Origin of the sequence: Dyadobacter crusticola DSM 16708 (assembly GCF_000701505.1) — a bacterium.
In the GTDB taxonomy this organism is placed as follows: Bacteria; Bacteroidota; Bacteroidia; order Cytophagales; family Spirosomataceae; genus Dyadobacter; species Dyadobacter crusticola.
The window spans coordinates 14,168-34,520 of sequence record NZ_JNJB01000013.1 but is presented as its reverse complement, the minus strand read 5'-3'; the positions used below and the strand labels follow the sequence as shown (position 1 = coordinate 34,520).

Here is a 20,353-nt window from a genome sequence, read left to right as displayed (position 1 = left end):
TGCATGCAGGCAGGCGCAGCAGGACACAACAGGCTAGTTTGTAAAACTATAATCATTTATTTTCCTGCAATATTACAATCTATCCTAAGCATTTATGTTCAAAAAGTACTTTCCATTGCTGGGATCAGCGCTACTGTTTTTTGCGCAAACAGCAGCGTCGCAGAACCTGCCCCCGATTTTTGACCAGTCCTATCAAAGTCAGCAGGATTCCCGCGTCAGACATTACCTCACACCTCAACGCATTGTGTGGAGTTCTGACAAAACGGGCACGAGCGTGATAGATGCTCAGAAACTGCTGGTTAAAGGTTCGGGTCAGGCGGATCTGGTGCACCAGAATTATTGCAGGCTGATCAGCACGGAGCAGCAAAAGCCGGGTATCCTGTTTGATTTCGGGAAAGAAATACAAGGTGGCATTCAGCTGATTACCGATCAGCCTGCTAACCAGAAGCCTATCCGGGTCCGTATCCGTTTTGGGGAATCGGTGAGCGAGGCGATGTCGGATATTGATACGGTCTCAGGCGCTACCAACGATCATGCCATGCGCGACTTTGTGGTGGAAGTACCCTGGCTGGGCAGTATGCAGGTAGGTAACTCCGGCTTCCGGTTCGCGCGCATTGACCTGGTGGACCCAAACAGGGAACTGCAGCTCAAAGAAGTCCGCGCTGTGTTCGAATTCCGCGATATACCTTATCTCGGCTCATTCAGGTCCAGTGACGACCGGCTCAACCAGATCTGGAATGTGGGAGCGTACACCGTGCATTTGAATATGCAGGAATATCTGTGGGACGGGATCAAACGTGACAGGCTGGTGTGGGTAGGGGATATGCACCCGGAAGTAATGACGATCAATACTGTTTTTGGTAAAAATGAAGTGGTAGCCAAGTCGCTCGATCAGGCGCGCGACATTACCCCGCTGCCTGGCTGGATGAATGGGATCAGCGCTTACTCGATGTGGTGGGTTTTGATACACAGGGATTTGTATAAAAATCAGGGTGATCTTGAATATTTGCGCAAGCAGCAAAAATACCTGGTAGGTTTGCTGGATTTGTTGATTCAAAAAACAAAAGACAACAAAGAAAATCTGGACGGAACACGTTTCCTGGACTGGCCTTCCAGCGAAAACCAGCAGGGAATCCATGCAGGCTTGCACGCGATGATGGTTATGACGCTCGAAGCAGGCGCGGAACTTTGCACGATCCTGGATGAGCCAGCGCAAGCCTCCAAATGCAAGACTACGGCTGCTCAGCTGAAATTGTATGTACCGGAAATAAATGGCTCCAAACAGGCCGCTGCCCTTTTGTCAATGGCAGGACTTGTAGATCCGCAGAAGGCCAATGCAGAGGTGATCGCACAAGGCGGCTGCGAGCGCTTTTCGACATTTTACGGGTATTATATGCTTCAGGCGAAAGCCAAGGCAGGAGATTACGCGGGCGCGCTGGACTGTATACGCAGCTACTGGGGCGGAATGCTGGATATGGGCGCAACCACTTTCTGGGAGGATTTTGACCTGGCCTGGACAAAGAATGCATCTCCCATCGACGAGCTGGTGCCCGAGGGGAAAGACGATATCCACGGCGATTTCGGCGCATATTGTTACAAAAACCTGCGCCACAGCCTTTGTCACGGCTGGGCATCCGGACCAACTTCCTGGCTTTCGGAACATGTGTTAGGTGTGAGTATCGTTGAGCCTGGCTGCAAGACGATCCGCATTAAACCTAATTTGGGAGATCTTGCCTGGGTGGAAGGTACTTATCCCACACCAATGGGCGTCGTAAAGATCCGTCACGAAAAGCAGGCAAATGGCAGCATTAAATCTTCAATTGATGCGCCAAAAGGTGTTAAGGTACTCCGCTAACCATAGGTAGGTTCTTCCTTTTATATTATTATGAAAAAATACGTACTGGCATTGGCAATTCTGATGATGGCAACCGAAATGAAAGCAGCCGGACTTACTGCCTCTTATCTCCGCTGTGAATACAAGGAAAATCCGGTTACCGATGTACCGGCGCCGCGGCTCAGCTGGGAGCTTTCGTCAGATCAGTCTAACCAAATCCAAACGGCTTATCAGATTATTGTCGCGAGCTCTGAAAAGGAGCTTACGGAGAGCAAAGCCGATCTTTGGAATTCAGAAAAAATTCCTTCCCGCGCTACTTATCAGATTGAATACGCGGGAAAGCAATTGCAATCCGGTCAGCGTTGCTACTGGAAAGTACGCAGCTGGGACAAGAATGGGGTAGCTGGTCCGTGGAGCAAAGTTGCGCGCTGGGAAATGGGACTGCTTGACAAATCGGAATGGAAGGGCGAATGGATCGGGCTGGACCTGGATCATTTGGGCAAAGGAAAGGTATACCATCTTCCGCCAGCGCCTTACCTGCGAAAAAAGGTGCACATCAAACCGGCCGTCAGAAAGGCAACGCTTTACGTGACGGCTCTCGGCCTTTATGAATTTTCAATCAACGGGAAAAAAATAGGAGATGCATTTCTGACTCCGGGCTGGACGGATTATGACCAAAGGGTTTACTACCAGACTTACGATGTAACAGGTAATTTGAAAAGCGGTGCCAATGCGCTTGCCGCGCAGCTGTCTTACGGTTGGTGTGCAGGTTATCTCGGTTATTCATTATTGGTACAAAACCCGGTTGTCCGCGCATTTTACGGAAAAGTGCCGCTCTTGAAGGCGCAGCTGGAAATCAGCTATCAGGATGGGACAAGCGAGACGCTTGTGACGGACCAAAGCTGGAAAGCCAGCCAGGGCGCTCTTTTGGAATCGGATCTTTTGAATGGAGAAACCTACGATGCGCGCCTGGAAGAAAAGGGTTGGAACACTGCCGGCTTTGATGACCAGCAATGGAAGACGGCGCAGGTATTTCCAGATAAGCCCGACAGGAAATTGCAGGTATATCCCGGTCCGCCGGTGCGGGTTACCCAAACATTGGCAGTAAAAACAACAACTCGCAGGCCGGACGGTTCTTACATCATGGATATAGGCCAGAATTTTGCGGGTATTGTCAGGCTGAAAGTTAAAGGGCGGGCCGGAGACACGATACAGCTGCGTTTTGGTGAAAAGCTGCACCCTGACGGGCGGCTGATGACGGAGAATTTGCGAATGGCGCGTGCTACTGACACCTACATTCTAAGAGGCGATCCGAATGGAGAAGTCTGGGAGCCGAAGTTTACTTTCCATGGATTTCAGTTTGTTCAGATCAATGGGCTTCGTCAAAAGCCAGATAGTGAAACCTTAGTCGGCCTGGTAATCGGATCAGATACCCCGAAGGTGGGCACATTTGAAACAGATAACGCGATGGTTAATCAGCTTTACAGCAATATTGACTGGACACAGCGGGCCAATTACATCGACATTCCCACGGACTGCCCCCAGCGCGACGAGCGGATCGGCTGGACAGGCGACGCGCAGGTTTACGTAAAATCAGCCACTTTCAACCGCGATGTAGCTTCTTTTTTCACCAAATGGGTTGTGGACCTCAACGATGGTCAGCGGGAAAGCGGCGCCTATCCACTTTACGCGCCCGCGCCGGACCTGCGCAAAACCGATACATTCTCACCAGGGTGGATGGAAGCGGGCATTATTTGTCCCTACCAAATTTACCGCGCATACGGAGATACGCGCATGATCAGCCAGGGCTGGCCTTATATGACGGCTTTTATGGATTTTTTGGAAAAAAGAAGTAAAGGAGAGTACGTCTTCAAGGAGAATGCATTTGCGGACATTGACCCCAAAGGTGGTTTTGGTGACTGGCTTTCTTTCGGCAAGAAAACACCGCCAGATCTGCTGGCTTCCTTTTACTACGCTCATTGCGCAGACTTAATGTCAGAAATGGCCGAGGCAACCGGCAATATGAGAGACAAGCAACGTTTCGCAGAAACTGCGGCAAAAGTCAGAAAGGCAGTTCGGGCGCATTACACTGACGCGGAGGGTCGCTTCAAATGTGATGAGAAAGCTTACGGGGACGGGGCGGGTTATGTAGATGGTGCGCTTGGGTTTACCGGTCACACCCAGACTGCGTACGCGAATGCGATTTATATGAACATCATCGATCCTGCTGCAATGAAAAAATCAGGGGGATATGCTGGCTGAGCTGCTCCGTGAAAATGGTGGAAAGCTGGCAACCGGGTTTCTGGGAGCAAAGCCGCTGCTTCCCGCACTATCAGCTACCGGTCACTCTGACCTGGCTTACAAGCTTTTTCTGAGCAAAGAGTTTCCATCGTGGGGATTTGAAGTCGAAAACGGTTCTACCACCATCTGGGAGCGTTGGGACAGCTTTACGAAGGAGGACGGCTTCAAGTACAATGCGGCGATGAACTCGTTTAGTCACTATGCATTCGGTGCGGTTTGTGAATGGATGTTCGGCAATGCGGCGGGCATTAAAGCTACGAAGCCCGGCTTTGCAGAATTCGATATCAGGCCGGAGATTGCACCTGACGGAATGGAGCGGGAGAGTATCGGTCGCCTTGCGGCCAGTCTGCGTACAATGAATGGACTGATCAGTTCTCAATGGGCAAAAACACAGAACGGCTTGACCATGAAGGTAGCAGTACCTGTTAATACGACAGCCCGGATTTACATTCCGCAGTTTGGCGAAAAGCAGATTTCATTAAATGGGAGGGAAATTCGACAATTAAAACAGGTAAAGATTTTGGGAAAAGAAGACGGGTACACCGTGGTGGAGGCGGGTTCGGGAACCTACGAGTTTATCGCCGCGCATTGATGAACTTTCGATTTATTTGTTAACTTTTGCAGTTAGAAACTAAGAACTCAACGTCTAATTTGCTATTGTTAATGGATTTACAAAAAACAGGCTCTTTGAAATCAAATTTCTACATTCTCGCATTCGTCGCTCTTTTCAGCAGCAGTGTTTCTGTTGCTTCTTCCCATTCAGTCCCTGAGCCAGTTGCGCCAGAGGACACGATCGCTACAAAATCACAAGGCAAAGCGTGGGTAGAGGTAGCTGCATACGGGTCCACTGCGTCGCGTACTCCGTTTTGGCTGCATGCCAATCAATGGGGAATCGTGCCGACCACAGGGCAGGTTTTTAGTCCGAGGGTGGGAGTGGAAGGCAGAAGCGTTTTGACGAAAGACGAAAGCAAAAAGCTGAAATGGACGCTGCCGTACGGGGTCGAACTCGTGGGTAACGTAAGTAAGTACAGTAAGCTGCTGATCCCGCAAGCTTACGCAGGGATTGCGCTGGGAAACTTCCAGCTGACTGTTGGCCGGCGCAAGCAGTATGTCGGCTTCAACGATCACGAGCTTGGAACGGGCGCTTATATGTGGTCGGGTAATGCATTACCAATCCCAAAAGTCCAGATCGGGTTTGAAAACTACGTACCCCTGATTAAAAATTTCTTCTACTTTAAAGGCTTCTACTCCGACGGCTGGCTGGAAAACAGCAGACCAGTTACCAGCGAGCTGAAATTGCACAACAAAGCATTGTATATAAGAATCGGAAAGCCAAATGGCCTGCTGCAACTCCACGGCGGCTTTAACCACGCAGTACAATGGGGCGGGAAGAGCCCTTATTTTACTGTTGATGGACAGATGCCGAATGGTTTCGATAAATACTGGTATGTTATTTCGGGAGCAAAACCGCTGGGGAAGGTAGATGGGATTTCCGACTTCGACAGAACCAACAGAATAGGAAACCACGTGGCAAGTATCGACGCCGGTCTGGAATTGAATTTCAAGTCTGTTAATATTATGTTTTACCGACAAAGCCTGGTAGAAGACGGCTCGCTGTTTTATCTCAACAATGTGAAGGATGGTTTGAACGGAGTTACTTTCACAATGAAGAACACGGAGCCGAGGGTATTCTCATTGCAGAAACTAACGCTGGAACTGCTGTATACCAAGAGTCAGGGTGGCAGCGAGGCAGTCGACGGCAACCAGATCCGCGGAAAAGATGATTACTTCAACAATGCGCAGGTAAGGGACGGCTGGTCTTACTTCGGCCGCGGAATGGGCACGCCATTCATTACACCACAGACTGAAAATAACTGGCCCAGGTATGCTGATTTTTTTACTAATAATAATCGGGTGTGGGTGACGCACATTGGTATGAAAGGGGGAATCAATGATGCTGTATGGACAACAAAATTGTCACTTTCCAGCAACCAGGGCACATATGATGCACCTCTTCCAAGTAAAACCTACCAGTTTTCAGGAGTTGTTGGAATAGCTAAGCCGACAAGACTATTTGGCGGCTCAACTATCAATGCTGCAATCTCATTAGACCAAGGCAAACTATTTGACAATGCCTTCGGCGCAATGCTTTCTATCCGGAAAGATCTGGTTTTCTAATTCTTATTCAGCGGTGAGCCTGTCAATGCAAACCGCCAGACTATCTCGCCAGTAAGGTATCTTGATATCGAAGGTAGCCTTGATTTTTGATTTGTCCATTACGGAGTAGGCAGGGCGCACAGCTCTCGTTACATATTCAGAGGTTTTAACAGGATTGAGTTTTACCTCTGTTTGGCTGATATCAAAAACAGCTTTCGCGAAGTCGTACCATGAGGTTACACCTTCGTTGCTGTAATGAAAGATCCCGTAGCTGCTTTTGCCCGAGTCAATAATATCTAGTATTGCTCCGGCGAGGTCAATCGCGTAAGTCGGAGAACCTACCTGATCAACTATTACGCCGAGTTGGTCACGTTCTTTCCCGAGGCGCAACATTGTTTTCACGAAGTTGTTTCCGTACTCTGAATACAGCCAGCTTGTACGGATCGTAACATGCTCAGGCAGGATTTCAGCGATGGCCGCTTCGCCTTCCAGCTTGGTCAGCCCGTAGATGTTTTCGGGTTCTGCCGGGTCGGTTTCACTTAGCAGGCCTGTTACATTCCCTTTGAATACAAAGTCAGTGCTGATGTGCACGAGCGTTGCCCCAGACTTTTTGCATGCAGCCGCGATGTTGGCAGCTCCGTCCCGATTTACTTTCCTGCAGGTTTCCTGATCGTCCTCAGCTTTATCTACTGCGGTATATGCAGCACAGTTAATTACGTATTCAGGCTTTTCCTCTAAGAAGAGCTTGTCGAGCAAATCTTCACTTAATATGTTCCCAGCCTCTTCTGACGGAAATGAGATGTCGTTAATACTTCTTTCTGCAGAGACTTTTTTCAGGCAGCTACCAAGCTGGCCAGACGCGCCGAGGACTAGGATTTTCATGTTTTTGAAAACGATGGATTATGTAGCAAAGATAAAAGTCATTTCCAGATATCATGAAAGCACAAGGATAATATCCCTGCTCATCTATACATATCGGTAGAATATTAAATAATTTCGCGGATTTTTAGCAATTATCCAGTTCTAGAGTAGCTTGAATAGTACCGTTTTTAAATTGTTGATATTGGTTTTTTTCTACTTCAGTTTAGATTGCAAATCGATTATCTTACCTTTGTTAGTAAGGAATAGTTAGGCGAGAATCATAAGTTTTTTTATGAAGGTGTGGTAATTGCGCTGAAAAGCAGCAATTTACTTGTCCGACTTTTATCTTTTGCTAACTCTATTTTAATTCAACGTTATAAATTCTTTAAATCATGGTGCCAAGTAGTCGGAAGAAAATCCTAATTTCTGGTGGGTGGGGGTATGCTAACTTAGGAGATGATGCGATTTTAATTTCAACAATTGATCTGGTAAAGCAGAAATATCCGGATGCTCAAATATCCGTAATGACTTATAATCCTTCGGAAACTTCCGATGCAGTTTCAGATCCAACTATCCGAATCATACCATCTATCCACAGGCAGCTAAGTGGAACTGCGTCATTCAAAAGGTTAAGAGTTGCAGATCTTTCCAAGCCACTTGGGCAAAGCAAACAAATTGAATTAACTCCTTTACAGAAAAGGGCTCGCCGATATCTCTTGCGGTTTCAGGATTTTTACTTCGCGACCAGGTTCGAGTTATTCAGTATGTTTCCTACATTGGTCTCAGGTTTAGACGAATTTAAAAGTGCCGATTTATTTATTCAGGGCGGTGGCGGCTATTTTATTGAGGGCTGGAAGGACAGCTTTTTGTCGCGAATATTGGAGTTAAAGATCGCACATGAACAAGCAGTTCCCATTTTAGTGATTGGCCAGAGTATTGGTCCAATAACTAATGTCAAATTCAGAAATCTCGCTACAAAGCAATTAGGTTACGCTGATATTTTAAGCATCAGAGATATTGATTCATTTAATGAACTAACATCTTATGGTCTGAAACCCGTGTTAATCCCTGATACTGTACTTTCTAAAACAGATTTCGAATATAAAAGGAAACCAATTTTGGCTATTCTCCTGGGAAGCCAAAGTTTGACGGAGTCACAGTTGGATCTTTTTAATAAAACAATTTCAGAGCTGCCAGATCTGAACAATATAGAGGTTCGAATTACGGTGTCCCGATTGTGGGAGGCCGATCTTGCTAATGCAAGCAAATTATATCATAGCTTAAAATCCTATCCAAATGTTCAATTAATAATTCCGAAATCAAGTTCTGATTTGCAGAATATATTGGGCGAATGTTCTGTATTGGTAAGTCAAAATCTACATGGGTTGATTTTGGCATGGCGTGCTGGTTGCGCAAGCGTTTGCATTAATACAAAGAGAAAGTTTGTCTCTTTCATGGAGCAATCAGGGCAATCAAGCAGAATTACTTCGTTGAACGACTTAACCATGGAGAAGCTTTTAGCTCTAATTGATGAAGCTTTTAAAGAAAACGAGGCAGAACGTGAGTTAAGGAGAAGCGATTTATCTACAAAGGTAAAATCGCAGTTCAATGCTTGTCTTGATAGGATATGGAAAGATTAGCTTCTAAAAGCCAGACAAAGTCTTCCGGCTCAAAATACGTTGCCTTGGCCTTTATCTGGGGGCTTATTGCAAAAGTACTGGATGCGGGGATGAAGCTTTTCACTGTACCACTTCTTCTACATCATTATGGTTCAACAAATTTCGGGGTCATTAGTCTTGCGATATCTGTCAACGCATATCTGCAACTGCTCGATCTGGGCATCAACACGGGTGCCGTCAAATTTTTTTCACAATGGATTAAAGAGGGCAAGCGCGAACTGGTGGACTCGGTGGCGAGAACCAGCATATCTTTTTACGGTCTTGTCGGAGTTGTTAATGCCTTAATTCTTCTACTAATTGCTTTCTATGGAATAGATTTATTCAAAGTTTCGGGTAAACAAGCAGAGGTGTTGCAGAACATGCTTTTTATACTCGCTGGATTCGCCATTTTCAACTGGGCTACATCGGTATTTAGTCAGTTGCTTGTTGCGAATGAAAAGATCTATTATATACAACAGATCAACATGGCCAGAAGTGTAGTTAGCTTTTTAGCCGTGCTATTTACAATCTACTTCAAGTTAAGTCTTATTTCTTATTTCATCCTTTTCACAGGGATTAACAGCTTAGTATTTGTTCCATTCTACATTGTATCAAAGAGGGATAAACTAATAAGTGGATTTAAACCGGCACTTGATTTTAATAACTTTCTTGTAATCTTTCGATACAGTATTGCCATAATCGCAATGGGCATTTTTCAAATGACCGCGAGTAAGTCCCGGCCAATTATCTTAAGCATTTTTGCGAATGAAGGTCTGAAGGCGGTTGCAGAGTTCCGGATTTTGGAGACAATTACCATTTTCGTTATTTCATTGGGGGGGATGTTCTCGTCGATATTTCTGCCTAAAACTTCCAGGCTGGTTCTAGAGAAGGATAAGACTGCAATGGAGAATTTTGCATACGAGTCTACGCTTTATACCTCGATTATATGTGTCTTACTTTGTGCGCCATTTATGCTATGTGCTGAAGAAATTATAACAATTTATGTCGGCGTCCAATTTGCTTTTCTTTCAAAGTGGCTTATTGCGTGGATGATTGTTATTTTAAGCTATTTGCATAGCTCTCCGGTTAATAGCCTGCTTTTGGCAAAAGGAAGAACAAAAACATTGGTTTATTCAACCGCATTTTCTTGTATCGTTTCTCTTTGTGTAAATGCACTTTTAAGCACACGTATCGGTGTTGGCGCTGCGATCATAGGGCATTCTGTTTACATTTTGATTCAGATGTCTTTGTATTACTTGTACTTCAACAACAAAATTTTAGGCCTGAGATCTTGGTTGGTCTTTAAATCTTTTATTGTACCAGCTGCGATTGGCGGAGTCTCAATTTTCGCGGTTACACTTTTACCATTTGAATTCGAGAATCTGTTTTTTCAATGCATAATTAAATCCACTGTATTCTTAATTTTGTTTGCATTACTCTTAATGAGTTTTAGAGTAGTCGCTCCAAAGGAATTTTTAGGTAGGTTGAGAAAGAAGTAAATGTAATTCTATGGGTAAGGTATATGTAGTAATAGTGACTTACAACGGCATGGCTTGGATCGACAAATGTTTAAAATACCTCGCCCTGAACGATGTAGATCATCATGCTATTATTATTGACAATAATTCAAGTGATGGGACTTACGAGTATCTCAAACAAAACTTTGATCGTAGCGGTTATACTTTGATAAAGTCGGATGTGAACCTCTGGTTTGCTAAAGCGAACAATATTGGAATTAAGTTGGCTCTAAGGCAGAATGCAGATTTTGTTTTTCTGTTGAATCAGGATTGCTATTTACATGCTTCATCACTTAGAGAATTAGTAAATGCTAGTATTGACAATAAGGAGTATGGCATCTTGAGTCCAGTCCATCTAAATGGCGGGGGGACTCAACTCGACTTCAATTTCCGTACGTATATGCGAAGAACAGAGGGTATATTAGATGATTATGTACTTGGCAGGTTAAATCAAGTTTATGAAACGAAGTTTGTGAATGCTGCTGCTTGGCTAATAACAAGCGAATGTCTAAGGCGTGTTGGGGGGTTTGATACGATGGTCTTCTTTCATTATGGAGAAGACAATAATTATTGTCAGAGAGTACTTTTCCACAAATATAAGATAGGAATTGTACCAAAGGCCAGGGTCGAGCATGATCGGCATCTAACCATTAAGCCGTTTAATTATAAAAGAGAATTGACTCGTAGTAAAATACCGATTTTCAATATTAATCTCAGCGAATCGGCTGCGTTTAAAGCGCTTTTACAAGAGCAACTCAGGTTACTAGGGAAAGCGTCGCGGAAATTAGCGACCCTAGAATTTAGGCTGTTCCTTTTGAATTTGAAGCTAGTAGCGGAGATTGGCGTCACCTTTTTCAGAAAGGTATCGAAGAATAGAAAAATTAATAAGCAGGGTAATTTAGCGTGGTTAGAATAAGGTCCTAATTCGGCATTGCATTACTTTTCTTGTTTGACTTTACTGTCCTCTTCCCAACACCATAACCTGTAAGGTCCGAAATATAAGCATTACGTCGTCAAGCATGCTATATGATTTTAAATATTGAAGATCATACCTTAACCGTTCAACATTTTTTGCCATAGTGTCTGCATAACCAACATTTATTTGTCCGATTGATGTTATTCCTGGTTTTACCGTCAAGAGACGTTGGAATTCATGAGGTTCGGCTTCCATCAGCATTTCCACATCATATTTAAACAGTGGCCGGGGTCCTACGACGGACATCTCTCCTTTAAGTACATTTATAAACTGAGGTAGTTCGTCAAGCCTTGATTTCCTTAAAAAACGTCCAATCGGAGTAATTCTTGGATCATCATCGCCTTGTGAATGCTTTAATCCCATTTTATCCGCATCGACGTACATACTTCTGAATTTGTAGATATCAAACATCTCACCCCAGCGACCAGAACGTTGTTGTTTAAAAAATACAGGCCCAGGTGAGGTAATTTTTATAGCTAAGAAGACAAGGAAGAAAATAGGTGCTCCCAAGACCATGACAGTTATTGAGAAAACCAGATCAAAGGCGCGCTTCGCAGTTTGCTCGTTAAAACTAGAAAATGGCTTTGTGTTTACCTGGATAATGGGATACATATCGTGGTATTCTATTGTTGCCATGTTCGTCATAAAGCCTCGAAAATCAGGAACAAGCCTTATCTGAGTTCTCTGACGCTCTGCCATTTTTATAATATCTCGTACCTGGTCGTCACTGACCTCATTAAGGCAGCAGTACACATAGTCAAGCTGCTTTTCTTTGACGAATGACTCCAATTCAACGACCGCATTTTCCTGTCCAAGCTCAAACATTCCATAATAGCGATAACCAAGTTCTTTTCTTTCTCCATAAAATTCTCGGATCAGCGAAGCAAGGTCACCTTTTCCAACAATAGCAAAGCGGTTGTAATTATATCCTGCATGTCTGTAGAGCTTTAGAAAGAGGACGGAAGTAGCCCGGGCTATAGTTGATAATAGCATGAATAAGCCGTAGGTCATAAGAAACTGGTACCGGCTGTAAGTTTCTCCCTGCTTGCTCAAGTAAAGAAAACCCATGATAATAGCAGCATGGATAAGCACCGCTTTAAAAAATCTCCCTAACTGCGTATTGAAATGAAACGATAGACGAGAAAATTGATACGTTTTCAGTATGTAGATGGTAAGAATCCACAGCAGGTTAGCAAATAGCAGCAGGTTGACGTACTGGCTTTTAAAAAGTTCTGAAAAACCGTCAAAGCGAAGTAAATACGCAGAGATGAATGAGACGTTTAGAAGGACTACATCAGCCCATAGATGAGCCTTCGGCAAAACTCCAGGATAGTGATTTTTCATGATATAACGTTGAGTGACTTTTTTAGACCTTTACAGCAGATCTTTGTATAATAGAAATATCTGAGATCATGTTGGTTTGGGAATATTATGCGGAGCCCTAAAAGCGACCCAGCATTGTCTACAATTCTACTACAATTACATCGAAATTACAAGCAATTTTTTCGGGACGTTTGGAAAAGTTTCTAAGGAAATTTTTCACTTCGAGAATGTCGGTTTAATGCAATAACTACTTGCCTATCAAGCCCCTTTTTACCAAGGTTACGTGTGCTCCTGCGGTCCTTCTATAAAGTTTTCCAGCGTCTAATGCAAGCAAGATACGTAAATCAACAGCCCCTAGTAATCTTGTTTGACAAGGAATGGTTGAGTCAAGGAGGAGAGACAACTGATTTGTTCCACCCGGAAATTCTTTTTCGTAAGTACCTTTGTTCTCTGAAAATGACATTTTGTATACAAATGAGATATTGCTCAATTTCCCTGACACGCCTAAGTGAAACAGTTTGACACGGGTGTTATTAGAATATTTGTAGATGCTGTTTCTTGGAAGTAGATCATCGGTTTGCTCTTTGGGTACAATGAAAGGAGTGCCGATGGTACTGCCGTCATAAAGCCATCCGGAATATTGGACGTGATTAAAATAGTCGTCGCGCCCTCTCGGACCACCGTCTAGTGTAAACGCCGAGCCCCCCTGATCTACAGTATAGAGAAATTCTGCGGTGACTGCATTAATTTGAATATCGCTGGACTTCTCGCCATTGAACTTCAGTGAGAGTCCATTCAAGCCATCTTTAAACCCCTTTCTATAGTACAATGAACCGTCATCGTAAAGGAACTGCCTGTATATCACAAGAGTTGTACTGCGGATAGAAGCTTCTAGTGAAAAATCAATAGAACCAAGGTGATTTCCAACTCTGTTACCCCTGTCAATTGCATCATACTTTGTAGGATCGACAAAGCCAAAGGTTGGTATTCTTTTACCTGAAAAAACATACCAATAGTCAAGCAAGTCTGATGGATAGTTTTTGCCAACTGTATATCGATTTGGCATGATTACTGTGCCTCCCCATTGTACGTTGTGATTGAAGCCCCCGGCAAATCGCACTGGCCACTTAGGTTTACCTAATTTGATGTAAAGAAATTTTTGATGTAAGTAATGGTTTTTCACAATTCGATTGGCATCAAACCAGCCGTGTGAGAGCATTACTTTGAATGAGAAAATATCCTTGAAGAGTCGAATGTAATCAGTGAATCCTATCTGTATCTGAGGAATAGGAACGCTGTTTCCTGACTGAATGTAGGAGCCACTGGTTAACACGGAATCCCCCACAATACCAATGATCTGTTTTCGACGTCCGCCCCATATTTCTAATTTTCTAAGCTTTGCCTTTATATATGCTTCGGTAACAACAACAGCTGATCGTTTTCCTAATGAAGCCCATACTTCTGCACCATATCCCAAATCCCAAGTTTTTCCGCGATAGTCAGACTTGATGCTCGCCCCGGCAAGAACAACCGGATTATGCAACGGCACAATCCCAAACTGGTTTGCGTGAAGCCAGAAAGGCGTATTGCCAAGGGTTGAAGCAAGTATGCCAACTTCTGACTTGAATTCAGTAGTGCGTTTGGGGATCTTGTTAGCTGACGTAGAGTCCTGCGCAGGTGCATTTTGTGACCATAACAATAAAGTTACTAGTACAAGGACTTTGAAGAACACAGTTAAATCTGGTTTAGCCATTTTGTTTCTGTAAAGGTTCGGCGCCTTGTTATTCGATGATGGTCATTCTTTCCACAAACTTGTTAACTGAAATTGCGGGCGTCCTAACCGAAGTACTTTTCAGGGCACGCGAGCGAGTGTTGTTGCTAGCAGTTCCCACTTGTACAGGGTCTTTGTTAAACTTGAAATTTCTTATGCTAACATTGCGGATTGTGCGTGCGCCATCAACTCCTTTTATTGTTCCAGGAGTCGCACTCGTTCCATTGTATTGGATATTAGAAAAGTAGATATCCCGAATATCGCTGCCGTAATCGTCTTTGTCGACTGAATGAACCTTTGTGTAATTCAACCGGATGATTTCACCAGCTGTTATGTCTTCGATGCTAATATCATCCCAATGTACATCAGAGACATTCGCTTTGTCCGAAGCCATAATAGACATGACACCTGAATACATCCCAACTTTCTGCGTATTTTCAAGAACCGCTATATTCTTGAACCTAATATTACGATACGTTGCTCCTTTACTTTCTGGTCCTATCAGCATATTATGTGCATCATCTGCCCATAAGGTAGAGTTCTTTATAAGAATGTCCAAAGTAGGATTGCCATTCAAACTCTTAATGCTTATGTTATCATCCGCGCTCCTTATGAAGCAATCTGCTATATTGATGTTTTTAGATTGTGATAAAGTAATACCATCCGCATTAATCATATGGCCAAATATCTTCACATTTCTAATATTAACCTGCTCGCAATTGTCGATAAAGAGGGACCATACTGGGGAGTCAATTAGTGTAATCCCATCGATCGTGATATTCTTACCATTTTTAAACTTCAACAAATTGGGGCGAGTCTTTGAACGATCGTGATTTAATATTTCACCATTCAGTATTCCCCTGCCCCTTATAGTTAGATCCTTTTTGTTATATACATTTATACTTCCCTGTACAAGGGCACCACCATTCAAATAGATTGTTTGGCCGTTTTTAATCTTGATGTTTTCTGCTTTGTGCACGCCTGGGCCTAGGTATATGATATTTGGATCATTTTTATCCGGGATATTACTTTCTAAGTCATTAGCGAAAATAAAGAGGTTATTAAGGCGGTCATTGTCTAACTCTATTGAAAGCTTTTGTGCTTTGTGGATTGTGAATTGTATGAAGTTACGCCCCTTTATGAATGTAATACCCTCATTTCTTGGTCTAACTACTACATTTTGCATTATAGCTGACTTCGTTTGAACCTTGATATCGATTCCTCGCGAGAAAGAAGCATCGAAGTTCGCAAAAGCGCATCTCCCAGACTTAGACAAATTCCTAACGTTCACTTTTGCAGTTTGCACTTCAACTTGCTGCCAATTAGTGTCTCCCGGCACTCTAACCAAAATTTCATAACGGTCGCTTTTTTTAATCTCAGCTGGCGTAATATATGTAACTATACTCTGGCTCTGTACGAACCTGGTAAATAGAACCAGAATGGAAGCAATTATTAATATTTGAGCTTTGTAAATCGTCATTTCGATGTTAATCGTTACAATCATTTTAAGACGCCTAAATAACAATTCTCGATGTCGCGAATTGCTTTTTTTATGTTGTGGTTTTCGTTAACGTAGAGCTTTCCTGCCTGACCAACGCGGACAGCTGATGCATGGTCTTCAATTAGTCTTACAATCGTTTTTGCAAATTCTTCCTTGGTAATGCATGCAAATCCATTTACTTCATTTTGTAAAACATCATTGCATCCGTCACATTTACTTCCAATGCACGGGATACCCAGAGACATTGCCTCTAACAAGGAAAAAGGAAGACCCTCGAAAATAGATGTCAGGACAAAGATATCTAGGCTTAATAAAAAAGCCTGCGATCCGGTAAAATGTCCCCATTTAAGAATCTTAAACTTGTCTTCTAATTTGTAGCGTTTAATCAATGCTTCTACTTCCTTACCCAAGTGGTCAGTTTCACCTGCTCCTAATATTAAAAATTCTACATTTGGGTATTTTTCAACTACTAGACGCGCAATCTCAACAAATAAAAGCGGGTTCTTCTGATAGGTTAGCCTGGCAATTGTTCCAATGCGGAATGGTCTGTTGGTACTATAAGGTTCCAACCTCTTGATGAAATCACTATCAGTGTTAATCGCATTTAGCACCACATCAATTTTGTGCGGCTTGTGTCCAACCTCATATTGCATTCTGTAAGCTTCTGAGTTTGATACAGCTAAAATCCTGTCCGTTAGTGGTTTAGCTAATACTTCAAGCGAAAAAAAGATGGTTCTTTTTAGTCCGGTAAAGGACAAATATGACGGACCATTAGGGGTCAAAACGCTCATTATACCGCATACCTTCGCTACTATCCGACCAAGGAAGCCTCCCTTAGAGCTATGTACATGTAATAGTGCTGGCTGTTCTTTTTTTATTATTCTACGAAACTGCCAAATGTTCTTTAGGTCTAAGATTGGATCCAATCCTCGGGCCATCTTTACATTATATATTTTGATGGAAAGGGAATTACATAGATCATTGATGCTTTGCCCATAAGGACAGACCATTACAATGTCAAATTTTTCTCTATCAATATTTACTACAATCTCTCTTATGTACGTTTCAACACCTCCTAGGGATTGTGTTAGAAACAGAAGCTTCTTACGCTGCATATTTGGAAGATCCATTCAATAAAAGGCAATCTATACTAATGTAGGGACAAGTGAGATTAGAAAAGCGCCAGGTGAAAATCATACCTCGCAACAAGGATCAGATTTGCTATTCCAAATATAAAAGTGGCTAAACTTATTTGGAACTGGTACCGTCTTAGGCCACTCCAGTAAACAAGGGGATATCCGATTAGCAGTGGGAAGCCGATCCATGCAAGTGAGGCAATTCTATCAACATAAGGAAAACTAAAGAAAAGCATGAAAATAGAGCCTTGGATTAGGTACCATTTTACTATTGATTTGTAAAACGGGTTCTTCCATTTAATCGAAATTGTGTAACCTATTAGGCCGAATAAAATCGTGTATAAAACAAAATCAATTCTAAACCCAACAACCTTATTTACTTGATCGTAAACGCCAGTTTTGAAAGCAAGTGCAGACGATGGGAAAAGTGAGTAGACCAGATTTTGGATAATTTTGAATAGATCTAGCCCGGTTATACTAAGAGCCAATACGGCAAACCAGACGAACAAAGCCTGTCGTTCAGTTTTTAAGACAGATGCGCCCAGAATTGCTACTGCTATGAATCCCGCGCTTGAGTGAATCAGGAACAGCACTAATAAAACGAAAAGTCCCAGTACTCTTTTCCATTTTGTGGGATTATAAAAGAAAAGATATAAAACCCAAAAAACACCCCCGACTATCAACGAATTCCGAATCAGATTAAAAAGAAACGAGTAATAAATAAAGGTGCTGGCAAAAATAAATAGGGGGAAATGCCAACTTTGTCTAAATATAAGCTTGAAAGATATAAATGTACTTAACAGAAAAGCAGCACTAATTATGAAAAGAAAAATGTCAAATTTATCACTGAACAGAATTGAGAATTGTCCCAAACTAAAAAAGAAATAGTTAATTTGTTGCTGAACAGGTATCGCTTCGTAGGGAAGACCACTCTTATACATAGTGAAAATGTTCGAGTACATTATTGTATCAGTGCCAAGATCCAAAGGCCTGTTCGCAGTGTACAACAAGATTACAATCATCCATAGTGTCATTACAATCCGGCTTAGTGTTGATCGCCCTAGCCCGAAGGAAAGAATGTAACTTAATCCAGCAACTACGTAAAGAGCGACTAGTACATTGTACCATTCGTTTAAGTCCATTTAGTATTTATTTAAAGAAGTATTTCTTGAAACGGTTAAGGAGCGAGTAGGGTACTACATAAAGAATGCTGGTATATAATATCCCTGCAAAAAAGTACCATCTAGGAGTGAAATTCTCCGATATTGCTTTAAGTCTATTTATGACTTGTTTCTTTCTCTTAACGGTACTGATGGATGTAGAAGATATTTCTTTGCGTATAAGTACTTGTGGGATCATGGCACATTCGAAATTAGAAACGAACTTGAAAAAATATGCATAGTCCATCGCTACCACGTAATCTTTCGGGTAATAACCAACCTTTTCAATAGCTTTCACACGAAACATGACTGTTGGATGTTCAAAGACGGTGTTAAAGTAGACCCTTTGGCGGATTTTCTTCATAGTTGTCGGAAACCTCTTTATCGCAATAGTCTTACCTGTGTCTAGATCAAAGTATTCACAAAAAGTGCCAAGCAGATATATATCCGGGTTTTCGATTAGAAAATTTCGCTGAATAGTTAATCTATTTGGCATTGAAAGATCACCAGCGTCTAATCGTGCTGTATAGAGATATTTATTGGACTCAACGTACTTGAGCCCGAGAATAGATACATGGATGATTCCCTCGTGCGGAATTCGAACAATCGTCAAATTGAGCTTTGGAAATTGTGCGTAAAGGTATTCATCGGGATATAGTGCTGGGCTGCTTCCGTCATCAATTATAAGGACATCAAAACTTACTTCTTCTTTCAAGCTTTCTAGCGATCGGATTAAACCTTCTCTGTTATTGAAATGGGGTATAATCAAGCAAAGATCACTTTTTTTGTTCATCACATAGTTAGTCATAAAGCTTTCTTGTAATATCCGCGTAAGTAGTTGAGATATGAAATCACAACCCTCAGAGAATCGATGGCAAAGTAAACGAAAGGAAGGCGGCTATGCTTTTTAGCCCAATTGTACCGCGTCTTTATATTGATAGGAGACTTAATTGAGGATTGAGTTTTCCAAAAGTAGCTTAGGGTAGGTGCTGCGTTGGCGTTTTTATCGAATCTTACCCCGGTTTCCCCGACTGCACTTTTTAGGTAGGCCCTGGTGGCAACAATCAATCTATAACCCTTCAACTTAGCTCTATATGAGAAATCGTAATCTGAAGCGTAATGGGGGAAGTTCTGCTCATCATAATACCCAATAAGTTCAATCAGCTTCATTGGAAATAACGTTCCGCGACCCGGCAACAGATCTGAGTCGACATGCCCAAGATTTTTGATGCTATCATAGTGCGTATTTGGCGCAAAAGTCGATCTTATCCGCGTTGATATGTGATTCCAAATACATCCGGCAAAGTCAATTAATCCCTCTTGTGATCCGTCAAGAGACACTGATCCAATCATTGACTCCTTGTGAAATTGATTATACGTCTTCACAAGTTGCTCTAAGTAATCTTGTGGAACAGTAAGATCATTATTGAGAGTCAGAATTAAATCTCTGTTCCAATCAGGTTTTAAATTATCAGCAACAAACCTGATTCCAAAGTTTGTCGCAGCAGTCCACCACATATCATCTGATCCCTTAATTATATCTATTTCCGGAAGATTCTGCTTCACGTAGTCAAAAGTGGCACTATCACTTTCACAATGATCAACTACAACAACTTTATAATCGGAATAGGTTTGCTTCTGCAAAGACAGTAAACAATCCTGTGTTAGTTGAAGGCGTTTGTAAACCACAATGATTATATATACTCTTGGATCCATAATAACCGAATTAGTTTTTTAAAGATGAAGAATATTGAAATTTAGGATCCCGAACATCTCCCACAATTCTTGCAGGGTTTCCAGCCACAATAGCCATGGATGGGACATCTTTAGAAACGACCGACCCGGCGCCAACAACGGCTCCCTCGCCAATAGTAACCCCTTTAAGAATAAGGGAGCGAGCCCCAATAAATACATCTTTAGCAATGTGCACTGGCTTGGCTTTTATTGCCCCCTGATTATTTCTGAAATCCGGGTGAATTCCATGTGCATCATTGTCTGTTATAACAGCGCCGCTGCCCAGTAGCGTATTATCGCCAATTGTAATCTGGGTGCGACATGAAATACTCACACCAGACATACCTACATCATTACCAATCGTAATTCTTGCGCCCGGCACCATTGCTTTAATCGTAACATCTTGAAACACTCCCAAGGAATT

Annotated in this window: 16 protein-coding genes; 7 read left to right on the top strand and 9 right to left on the bottom strand. The window is 42.6% G+C overall.

The genetic code is table 11. The features are described from left to right. Nucleotides 1-94 precede the first annotated feature (94 nt). The 4 genes from Q369_RS0117360 to Q369_RS0117350 all read left to right on the top strand — a co-directional run bounded on the left by Q369_RS0117360 (nucleotide 95) and on the right by Q369_RS0117350 (nucleotide 6,313). A complete protein-coding gene (locus Q369_RS0117360; RefSeq protein ID WP_084165775.1) occupies nucleotides 95-1,855 on the top strand; it encodes an alpha-L-rhamnosidase-related protein in 1,761 nt (586 codons plus the stop codon). Nucleotides 1,856-1,885: 30 nt separating this feature from the next. Beyond that, a complete protein-coding gene (locus Q369_RS27810) occupies nucleotides 1,886-4,096 on the top strand; it encodes a family 78 glycoside hydrolase catalytic domain (protein WP_262485491.1) in 2,211 nt (736 codons plus the stop codon). Next, nucleotides 4,086-4,727 (top strand): alpha-L-rhamnosidase-related protein, encoded by a 642-nt coding sequence (locus Q369_RS29690; RefSeq protein ID WP_262485490.1) that lies wholly within the window; start codon nucleotides 4,086-4,088, stop codon nucleotides 4,725-4,727. Before Q369_RS27810 ends, Q369_RS29690 begins: the two co-directional genes overlap by 11 nt. Before the next feature lie 71 nt (nucleotides 4,728-4,798). Further along, the gene (locus Q369_RS0117350; protein WP_051664117.1) at nucleotides 4,799-6,313 is read left to right on the top strand and encodes a capsule assembly Wzi family protein; all 1,515 of its coding nucleotides are present in this window, start codon (nucleotides 4,799-4,801) and stop codon (nucleotides 6,311-6,313) included. A 3-nt stretch (nucleotides 6,314-6,316) separates the two neighbouring features. On the opposite strand, the gene rfbD is transcribed toward Q369_RS0117350, so the two are convergent. Beyond that, the gene (gene rfbD, locus Q369_RS0117345) at nucleotides 6,317-7,174 is read right to left on the bottom strand and encodes a dTDP-4-dehydrorhamnose reductase (RefSeq protein ID WP_031529052.1); all 858 of its coding nucleotides are present in this window, start codon (nucleotides 7,172-7,174) and stop codon (nucleotides 6,317-6,319) included. 371 nt (nucleotides 7,175-7,545) lie between these two features. Here rfbD and Q369_RS0117340 point away from each other — a divergent pair, with 371 nt between their 5' ends. From Q369_RS0117340 to Q369_RS0117330, 3 genes are read left to right on the top strand one after another with little or no spacing between them, the layout of a single operon-like run. Beyond that, nucleotides 7,546-8,793: a polysaccharide pyruvyl transferase family protein gene (locus Q369_RS0117340; protein ID WP_031529051.1), complete on the top strand. Its 1,248-nt coding sequence runs from the start codon at nucleotides 7,546-7,548 to the stop codon at nucleotides 8,791-8,793. Beyond that, nucleotides 8,781-10,310, top strand: coding sequence for an MATE family efflux transporter (locus Q369_RS0117335; protein ID WP_031529050.1), 1,530 nt, complete (start codon nucleotides 8,781-8,783; stop codon nucleotides 10,308-10,310). The genes Q369_RS0117340 and Q369_RS0117335 overlap by 13 nt, the downstream gene beginning before the upstream one ends. 10 nt (nucleotides 10,311-10,320) lie before the next feature. Next, nucleotides 10,321-11,244: a glycosyltransferase family 2 protein gene (locus Q369_RS0117330; protein WP_051664116.1), complete on the top strand. Its 924-nt coding sequence runs from the start codon at nucleotides 10,321-10,323 to the stop codon at nucleotides 11,242-11,244. Between the two features lie 39 nt (nucleotides 11,245-11,283). On the opposite strand, the gene Q369_RS0117325 is transcribed toward Q369_RS0117330, so the two are convergent. The 8 genes from Q369_RS0117325 to Q369_RS29770 form a co-directional block, all read right to left on the bottom strand. Beyond that, nucleotides 11,284-12,648, bottom strand: coding sequence for a sugar transferase (locus Q369_RS0117325; protein WP_031529048.1), 1,365 nt, complete (start codon nucleotides 12,646-12,648; stop codon nucleotides 11,284-11,286). Nucleotides 12,649-12,874: 226 nt separating this feature from the next. Beyond that, nucleotides 12,875-14,380, bottom strand: a complete 1,506-nt coding sequence (locus Q369_RS0117320) for a capsule assembly Wzi family protein (protein ID WP_051664115.1) — start codon at nucleotides 14,378-14,380, stop codon at nucleotides 12,875-12,877. 28 nt (nucleotides 14,381-14,408) lie between these two features. Beyond that, the gene (locus Q369_RS0117315; RefSeq protein WP_031529046.1) at nucleotides 14,409-15,902 is read right to left on the bottom strand and encodes a glycosyl hydrolase family 28 protein; all 1,494 of its coding nucleotides are present in this window, start codon (nucleotides 15,900-15,902) and stop codon (nucleotides 14,409-14,411) included. Then, nucleotides 15,899-17,014 (bottom strand): glycosyltransferase, encoded by a 1,116-nt coding sequence (locus Q369_RS0117310; protein ID WP_169739258.1) that lies wholly within the window; start codon nucleotides 17,012-17,014, stop codon nucleotides 15,899-15,901. The genes Q369_RS0117315 and Q369_RS0117310 overlap by 4 nt, the downstream gene beginning before the upstream one ends. Before the next feature lie 56 nt (nucleotides 17,015-17,070). Beyond that, nucleotides 17,071-18,177, bottom strand: coding sequence for an EpsG family protein (locus Q369_RS0117305; protein ID WP_031529044.1), 1,107 nt, complete (start codon nucleotides 18,175-18,177; stop codon nucleotides 17,071-17,073). Between the two features lie 7 nt (nucleotides 18,178-18,184). Next, on the bottom strand, nucleotides 18,185-18,988 hold the full coding sequence (locus tag Q369_RS0117300; protein WP_169739257.1) for a glycosyltransferase: 804 nt from the start codon (nucleotides 18,986-18,988) through the stop codon (nucleotides 18,185-18,187). Nucleotides 18,989-18,999: 11 nt separating this feature from the next. Then, nucleotides 19,000-19,911, bottom strand: a complete 912-nt coding sequence (locus Q369_RS0117295) for a glycosyltransferase family 2 protein (protein WP_031529042.1) — start codon at nucleotides 19,909-19,911, stop codon at nucleotides 19,000-19,002. A gap of 10 nt (nucleotides 19,912-19,921) precedes the next feature. After that, nucleotides 19,922-20,341 carry an acyltransferase gene (locus tag Q369_RS29770; protein WP_310589011.1) on the bottom strand — a complete coding sequence of 140 codons (420 nt, stop codon included), beginning with the start codon at nucleotides 20,339-20,341 and terminating at the stop codon, nucleotides 19,922-19,924. Nucleotides 20,342-20,353 lie beyond the last annotated feature (12 nt).